6 protein-coding genes are annotated in these 7,565 nt (G+C 69.8%); all 6 read left to right on the top strand.

Annotation, left to right across the window (positions count from 1 at the left end; translation table 11 throughout):
• Positions 1 to 298: 298 nt before the first annotated feature.
• Entirely contained in the window at positions 299 to 1,342 is a 1,044-nt protein-coding gene (locus tag CCN51_RS43330) for a 3-isopropylmalate dehydrogenase (protein WP_014176126.1), read from the top strand.
• Positions 1,343 to 1,549: 207 nt separating this feature from the next.
• The gene (locus CCN51_RS43325) at positions 1,550 to 2,635 is read left to right on the top strand and encodes a branched-chain amino acid aminotransferase (protein ID WP_014176125.1); all 1,086 of its coding nucleotides are present in this window, start codon (positions 1,550 to 1,552) and stop codon (positions 2,633 to 2,635) included.
• Positions 2,636 to 3,037: 402 nt separating this feature from the next.
• On the top strand, positions 3,038 to 4,636 hold the full coding sequence (gene cimA / locus CCN51_RS43320) for a citramalate synthase (protein WP_014176124.1): 1,599 nt from the start codon (positions 3,038 to 3,040) through the stop codon (positions 4,634 to 4,636).
• A 269-nt stretch (positions 4,637 to 4,905) separates the two neighbouring features.
• Entirely contained in the window at positions 4,906 to 5,427 is a 522-nt protein-coding gene (locus CCN51_RS43315) for a hypothetical protein (RefSeq protein WP_014176123.1), read from the top strand.
• 216 nt (positions 5,428 to 5,643) lie between these two features.
• On the top strand, positions 5,644 to 7,227 hold the full coding sequence (locus CCN51_RS43310; protein ID WP_014176122.1) for an acyl-CoA carboxylase subunit beta: 1,584 nt from the start codon (positions 5,644 to 5,646) through the stop codon (positions 7,225 to 7,227).
• 37 nt (positions 7,228 to 7,264) lie between these two features.
• Complete coding sequence (locus tag CCN51_RS43305; RefSeq protein WP_014176121.1) at positions 7,265 to 7,519, top strand: acyl-CoA carboxylase subunit epsilon; 255 nt, start codon at positions 7,265 to 7,267, stop codon at positions 7,517 to 7,519.
• The last annotated feature ends 46 nt before the right edge of the window (positions 7,520 to 7,565 follow it).

The raw sequence follows: 7,565 nt of genomic DNA, 5'->3' as shown, positions 1-7,565 counted from the left end.
GCGCGGAGTGCTGCGCGGCGCCGCCGCGCAGCACTCCGCGCCGGGAGAGCTTCGTCCGCAGATACTCGTGCTGCTCGGCCATGGTCATCCGGCGCGCCAGGCGCTCGGGAATGCCGACTCGTGGGACATCGGAGGAACCGCGGGGAGTGCCCCGGGAGAAGTCAGCCATGTGCCGGAATCTGCCCCCAGAAGGCGACTTCACGCGGTACTCCGGGTGAACGTGAGCCATCCGGATGAGCAGACGTCCATATGTCGGACGGTGAATGTCATTCAGTGGGACGAGGGGTAGGGTCCCGGTATGTCTCGCAGCATTCGTCTCGCAGTGATCCCCGGCGACGGTATCGGCCAGGAAGTCGTGCCGCAGGGTCTCAAGGTCCTCTCGGCCGTCCTTCCGCAGGACGTGAAGCTCGAGACCGAGGAGTACGACCTCGGCGCCCGGCGCTGGCACGCGACCGGCGAAACCCTGCCGGACGCGGAGCTGGAGTCGCTGAAGAACCACGACGCGATCCTGCTCGGCGCCATCGGTGACCCGTCCGTGCCCTCGGGTGTGCTGGAGCGCGGGCTGCTGCTCAAGCTGCGCTTCGTCTTCGACCACTACGTCAATCTGCGTCCGTCGAAGCTGTTCCCGAACACCGCCACCCCGCTGGCCGGCCGCCCCGACATCGACTTCGTCGTCGTCCGCGAGGGCACCGAGGGCCCGTACACGGGCAACGGCGGGTCGCTGCGCACCGGCACCCCGGCTGAGGTGGCCACCGAGGTCAGCGTGAACACCGCGTACGGTGTCGAGCGCGTGGTGCGCGACGCGTACGCCCGGGCCGCGGCCCGGCCGCGCAAGAAGCTCACCCTCGTGCACAAGACCAATGTCCTGGCGCACGCGGGCCACCTGTGGAAGAACATCTTCGACCGGGTCGGCGCGGAGTTCCCCGAGGTCACCACCGACTATCTGCATGTCGACGCCGCGACGATCTTCTTCGTCACCCAGCCCGAGCGGTTCGACGTCATCGTCACCGACAACCTCTTCGGTGACATCCTCACGGACCTGGCCGCCGCCGTCACCGGTGGCATCGGGCTCGCCGCGAGCGGCAACATCAACCCCTCCGGCACCTTCCCGTCGATGTTCGAGCCGGTCCACGGCTCCGCGCCGGACATCGCGGGCACCGGCAAGGCCGACCCGACCGCGACCGTGCTGTCGGTGGCCCTGCTGCTTCAGCACCTGGGATACGAGGCCGAGGCGGCGCGTGTCGAGACCGCCGTCGCCCAGGACCTCGCGGAGCGCACCGGCGACACGCCGCGCACCACCGACGAGATCGGCGACGCGCTCGCGGCGCGAGTATCCGGCTGACCCCAGCCTGTGCCGACGCGCGGCTGGGTGCGACCATCGACCTGGGCCGCGCGAACGCAACGCAGCATCTCTACCCCGGCCCCACTCCGAGCGATAATCGGACGTGGGGCCGTCGTATGAGAGGAAGCTCGGACGTCCTAGTACCCCTCGGGGACCGGGACGGCGCGGGCGCGGTCCGCTACAACCAACGGTGAAGGACTACCACTCATGACGACGCCCACGATCGAGCTCAAGCCCTCCGCTCATCCCCTCTCCGACGAGGAGCGGGAGCGGATCCTGGCCAACCCCGGCTTCGGCCGCCACTTCACCGACCATATGGTGACCATCAAGTGGACCGAGGGCCGCGGTTGGCACGACGCCCAGCTCGTGCCGTACGCGCCCCTTTCGCTCGACCCGGCGAACATGACCCTCCACTACGCCCAGACGATCTTCGAAGGGCTCAAGGCGTACCGGCAGCCCGACGGCGGCGTGGCCATTTTCCGCCCCGAGGAGAACGCGGAGCGCTTCCGCGCCTCCGCGCGCCGCATGGGCATGCCGGAGCTGCCGGTCGAGACCTTCATCGCGGCCTGCGACGCGCTGGTCTCCCAGGACCAGGCGTGGGTGCCCGGCAGCGGTGAGGAGTCCCTGTATCTGCGGCCCTTCATGTTCGCGACCGAGGTCGGCCTCGGCGTGCGGCCCGCGAACGAATACCTCTTCATCATCATCGCCTCCCCGGCCGGCGCCTACTTCCCCGGCGGGGTCAAGCCGGTCTCCGTGTGGCTCTCCGAGGAGTATGTGCGCGCCGCCCCCGGCGGCACCGGCGCCGCCAAGACGGGCGGCAACTACGCCGCTTCGCTGGTCGCCCAGGCGCAGGCCGCCGAGCAGGGCTGCGACCAGGTGGTCTGGCTGGACGCGATCGAGCGCCGCTGGATCGAGGAGATGGGCGGTATGAACCTGTACTTCGTGTACGGGGACCGCATCGTGACCCCCGAGCTGTCCGGTTCGCTGCTGCCGGGGATCACCCGCGCCTCGCTGCTGCGGATCGCCGCCGACCTGGGCCATGAGGTTTCCGAGGGCCGTATCAGCGTCGACGACTGGCGAGAGGGGAACGCGGACGGCAGCCTCACCGAGGTCTTCGCCTGCGGCACCGCCGCCGTCATCACCCCCGTCGGCTCGGTCAAGTCCGCCCGGGCCGACTGGACCGTGGCGGACGGGCAGCCGGGCGAGGTGACGATGAAGCTGCGCAAGGCGCTGCTGGACATCCAGACGGGCGCCGCCCCGGACACCCACGGCTGGATGCACCGCCTGGGCTGACGGACGTACGGACGGACGTACGTACGGGCGGACCGACGGCCGGACGGGGTCGACCTGACCGGTGCCGGCCGCCCCTCCGAACGTGACTGCGATATCGATCCGCGCGTCGGTTCGCATCCTGAGACGGACGGGAGCGCGGAGGCGGGATGTGCTTGACTGCCTCCGTGCTCTCGTTCGCCATGATTATTGGCAGCAGGCGCGCCGGTCCGCAGTGACCGCCCCGTACGACCCGGTACGGCGCGGCCATCGTGCCCCAGACCCGCGCGCAGACCTCTCGCACCCGCGAGGGGTCTTTTCGTTTTCCGGACCACCCCGCCGGACACGGAGCGCGAGGGATCATAGGAGGGCGCGGAACCGGTTATTCCGGTAGACCGAGATCGATCCCACAGGAGCCAGACCACCATGAAGGACCTACCCGACGACAGCTTCCACGTCTTCGACACCACGCTGCGCGACGGCGCGCAGCGCGAGGGCATCAACCTCACCGTCGCGGACAAGCTGACCATCGCCCGTCACCTCGACGACTTCGGCGTGGGGTTCATCGAGGGCGGCTGGCCCGGCGCCAACCCGCGCGACACGGAGTTCTTCGCCCGGGCCCGCGCCGAGATCGACTTCGCCCACGCCCAGCTGGTCGCGTTCGGCGCCACCCGCAAGGCGGGCGTACAGGCGAAGGACGACCCCCAGGTCCAGGCCCTCCTCGACTCCGGAGCCCCGGTGATCACGCTGGTGGCCAAGTCCCATGACCGCCATGTGGAACTCGCCCTGCGCACCACGCTGGAGGAGAACCTGGAGATGGTCCGGGACACCGTCTCCCATCTGCGCGCCCAGGGCCGCCGGGTCTTCGTCGACTGCGAGCACTTCTTCGACGGCTACCGCGCCAACCCCGGCTACGCCAAGCAGGTCGTCAGCGCCGCCCACGAGGCGGGCGCGGATGTCGTCGTGCTGTGCGACACCAACGGCGGCATGCTCCCGGCCCAGATCGACGCGGTGGTGCGCACCGTCCTCGCCGACACCGGTGCTCGGCTGGGCATCCACGCCCAGGACGACACCGGCTGCGCCGTCGCCAACACCCTGGCCGCCGTGGACGCGGGCGCCACCCATGTCCAGTGCACCGCCAACGGCTACGGCGAGCGGGTCGGCAACGCGAACCTCTTCCCGGTCGCCGCCGCCCTGGAGCTCAAGTACGGCCGTAAGGTCCTGCCCAACGGCGCGCTCGCCGAGATGACCCGCATCTCGCACGCCATTGCCGAGGTGGTCAACCTCACCCCCTCGACCCACCAGCCCTACGTCGGCCTCTCGGCCTTCGCGCACAAGGCCGGGCTGCACGCCTCCGCGATCAAGGTGGACCCCGACCTCTACCAGCACATCGACCCCGAGCTGGTCGGCAACACCATGCGCATGCTGGTGTCCGACATGGCGGGCCGGGCCTCGGTCGAGCTCAAGGGCAAGGAGCTGGGCGTCGACCTCGGCGGCGACCGGGAGCTGGTCGGCCGCGTCGTCGAGCGGGTCAAGGAGCGCGAGCTCGCGGGCTACACCTACGAGGCCGCCGACGCGTCCTTCGAACTGCTGCTGCGCGAGGAGATCGAGGGGCGGCCCCGCCGCTACTTCCAGGTCGAGTCCTGGCGGGCCATCGTCGAGGACCGCCCCGACGGCACCCACGCCAACGAGGCCACGGTCAAGCTCTGGGCCAAGGGCGAGCGCATCGTCTCCACGGCGGAGGGCAACGGCCCGGTCAACGCCCTGGACCGGGCGCTGCGCCTGGGCCTGGAGCGGATCTACCCGCCGCTGGCCGCGATGGAGCTGGTGGACTACAAGGTGCGCATCCTGGAGGGTAAGCACGGTACGGAGTCCACGACGCGGGTGCTGGTCTCCACGGCGGACGGCAAGGGCGAGTGGTCGACGGTGGGCGTCGGGGAGAATGTGATCGCGGCCTCGTGGCAGGCGCTGGACGACGCGTACGTCTACGGGCTGCTGCGGGCCGGCGTGGAGCCGCAGGAGTAGGCCGGGGCGCTCAGGGCCGTGGGCGCGGTTGGCGACCACGGCCCCGGCGGAGCCTAGGGGGGTGTAGCTCCGCCGGGGCCGGGTACTGTTGAATCTTCAACGTCGCCTAGCGTAACTCCATTCCCCGAGTACACAAAATCTCCGGACAATCTCTCCAAGGGTTCACCAAAGAAGGTGGCCGACGCGCGTAGAAGTTCGCCATCATCCTGCTGTCACCCCCCACCTGCACCGCCGCACGGTCCCCAGCCCGGTCCACAGCAGGAGGTCCCATGAAGCTCCGCTCCGTCGGCAGCGCCGCCGTCACGACCCTCGTCCTCGTCCTCGGTGTGCTCTTCGCCCCCGGAGTCGGGGTGATCAGCAGCGCCGGCGAGGCGTTCGCGGTCACCAAGATCAGCCACTCCCAGGCCACCTCGATGTTCCGGACCAGCGGCATCACCTGGTCCTCCTCCGGCGGCTGCTCCGATCGGAACAACGCCACCTGCACCTCGTTCGAACAGCTCAACCTGGCCACCGCACAGGGCGCCCAGACCCTCAAGAGCGCCAGCGGCTGCGCCCTGAACATCACCGGCGGCACCGAGACCGGGCACGCCGGCGGCACCTACAGCCACTGGAACGGCTACAAGCTCGACTACGCCCTCAACAGTTGCGTCAGCAACTACATCACCGGCCACTTCGCCTACATCGGCGAGCGCGGTGACGGCGCCAAGCAGTACAAGGCCAACTCCGGCAACATCTATGCCCTCGAGGGCAACCACTGGGACGTCGTCTACTACAACTGCGGCGGCTGCTGACCCCGGCCGGGCGCGCCCATACGGGTGGTCATGTCCGCCGGTCCTGGGCGCGCCACGTCGGGGTTTGTGGGGTGCCGACAGCGGCGTTCGCCGGGTGGCCCATACGGTGGCAAGAAATCCGCTGTCCAGTTCTGTTCTGCCTACCCACCAAAACGCGCCCGACGTTGTATGGAATTGACATGCGTCTCGGGGGGTCCGGGAACGTACCGTCATTGCATGACCAATCTCGAAGGTGCGCCCGCTGAGGCGAGCGACGTCCGCGGGCGTGTCGCCGAGCTGCACGCGATCCGCGAGCAGGCTCGGCGCGGGCCGAGCGAGCGGGCGACCGAGGCCCAGAAGGCCAAGGGGAAGCTGACGGCCCGCGAACGGATCGATCTGCTCCTGGACGAGGGGTCCTTCAACGAGGTCGAGCCGCTGCGGCGGCACCGCGCGAGCGGGTTCGGGCTCGAGGCGAAGAGGCCCTACACCGACGGTGTCGTCACCGGCTGGGGGACCGTACACGGGCGGACCGTGTTCGTGTACGCACACGACTTCCGGATCTTCGGCGGGGCGCTCGGGGAAGCCCACGCCACGAAGATCCACAAGATCATGGACATGGCCATCTCGGCCGGGGCGCCGCTGGTGTCGCTCAACGACGGTGCCGGCGCCCGTATCCAGGAGGGCGTCTCGGCGCTCGCCGGCTACGGCGGCATCTTCCAGCGCAACACCAAGGCGTCCGGCGTCATCCCGCAGATCAGCGTGATGCTCGGCCCGTGCGCGGGCGGCGCCGCCTACTCCCCGGCGCTCACCGACTTCGTCTTCATGGTCCGCGAGACCTCGCAGATGTTCATCACCGGACCGGACGTGGTCCAGGCGGTGACCGGCGAGAAGGTCACCCAGAACGGACTGGGCGGCGCGGATGTGCACGCCGAGACCTCGGGTGTGTGCCACTTCGCGTACGACGACGAGGAGAGCTGCCTGGAGGAGGTGCGCTACCTCCTGTCGCTGCTCCCGCAGAACAACCGCGAGAACCCGCCGACCGTCGAGTCCGACGACCCGGCCGAGCGGCGCGGCGAGGCGCTGCTCGACCTCGTCCCGGCCGACGGCAACCGCCCGTACGACATGCGCAAGGTCATCGAGGAGATCGTCGACGACGGCGATTACCTGGAGGTCCACGAGCGCTGGGCGACCAACATCATCTGCGCCCTGAGCCGGTTGGACGGCCAGGTGGTGGGCATCATCGCCAACCAGCCGCAGTCGCTGGCCGGGGTGCTGGACATCGAGGCGTCGGAGAAGTCCGCCCGCTTCATCCAGATGTGCGACGCCTTCAACATCCCGCTGATCACGCTGCTGGACGTGCCCGGCTTCCTGCCCGGCGTGGACCAGGAGCACGGCGGGATCATCCGGCACGGCGCCAAGATGCTGTACGCGTACTGCAACGCCACCGTGCCGCGGATCTCGGTCATCCTGCGCAAGGCGTACGGCGGCGCCTACATCGTCATGGACTCCCAGTCCATCGGCGCCGACCTGACCTACGCCTGGCCGACGAACGAGATCGCGGTGATGGGCGCCGAGGGCGCGGCCAACGTGATCTTCCGCCGGCAGATCGCCGGAGCGGACGACCCCGAGGCCATGCGCGCCCGCATGGTCAAGGAGTACAAGTCCGAGCTGATGCACCCGTACTACGCCGCCGAGCGCGGCCTGGTCGACGACGTCATCGACCCCGTGGAGACCCGCGAGGTCCTGATCCGGTCCCTGGCGATGCTGCGCAACAAGCACGCCGACCTGCCGTCCCGCAAGCACGGCAACCCGCCGCAGTAACGCGAGCATTGACGCGAGCATTGGAGACGAAGCCATCGTGAGCACCGCACAGGACACCGCCGACAACCCCGCCGATACCGCGGCCGCCGTCGGCGCCGCCACTCTCGTCCGCGTCGAGAAGGGCCACGCCGACGCCGAGGAGCTCGCCGCGGTCACCGCGGTCCTCCTCGCCCGCGCGGCCGCGGGCGCCGTCCACCGGCGCCCCTCGGGGCGGACCGGCCGCAGCGCGGCGGGCTGGCGCCGACTGGAGCGCCAGCGGGGCTTCCGCGCCCCGCACAGCTGGCAGGGCTGAGGCTGCAGAGCCGACGCCGGACTGAAACGCACAAATCCCCCGCTCT

This window comes from Streptomyces milbemycinicus (assembly GCF_002154605.1).
In the GTDB taxonomy this organism is placed as follows: domain Bacteria; phylum Actinomycetota; class Actinomycetes; order Streptomycetales; family Streptomycetaceae; genus Streptomyces; species Streptomyces milbemycinicus.
The sequence above is the reverse complement of the archived record's forward strand: the minus strand, read 5'-3'. Positions and strand labels throughout refer to the sequence as shown.

What these genes read in the sequence shown, in the direction of transcription:
- CCN51_RS43330 (WP_014176126.1), top strand. Translation starts at nt 299, where the DNA reads ATGTCTCGCAGCATTCGTCTCGCAGTGATCCCCGGCGACGGTATCGGC.
- CCN51_RS43325 (WP_014176125.1), top strand. Translation starts at nt 1,550, where the DNA reads ATGACGACGCCCACGATCGAGCTCAAGCCCTCCGCTCATCCCCTCTCC.
- cimA (WP_014176124.1), top strand. Translation starts at nt 3,038, where the DNA reads ATGAAGGACCTACCCGACGACAGCTTCCACGTCTTCGACACCACGCTG.
- CCN51_RS43315 (WP_014176123.1), top strand. Translation starts at nt 4,906, where the DNA reads ATGAAGCTCCGCTCCGTCGGCAGCGCCGCCGTCACGACCCTCGTCCTC.
- CCN51_RS43310 (WP_014176122.1), top strand. Translation starts at nt 5,644, where the DNA reads ATGACCAATCTCGAAGGTGCGCCCGCTGAGGCGAGCGACGTCCGCGGG.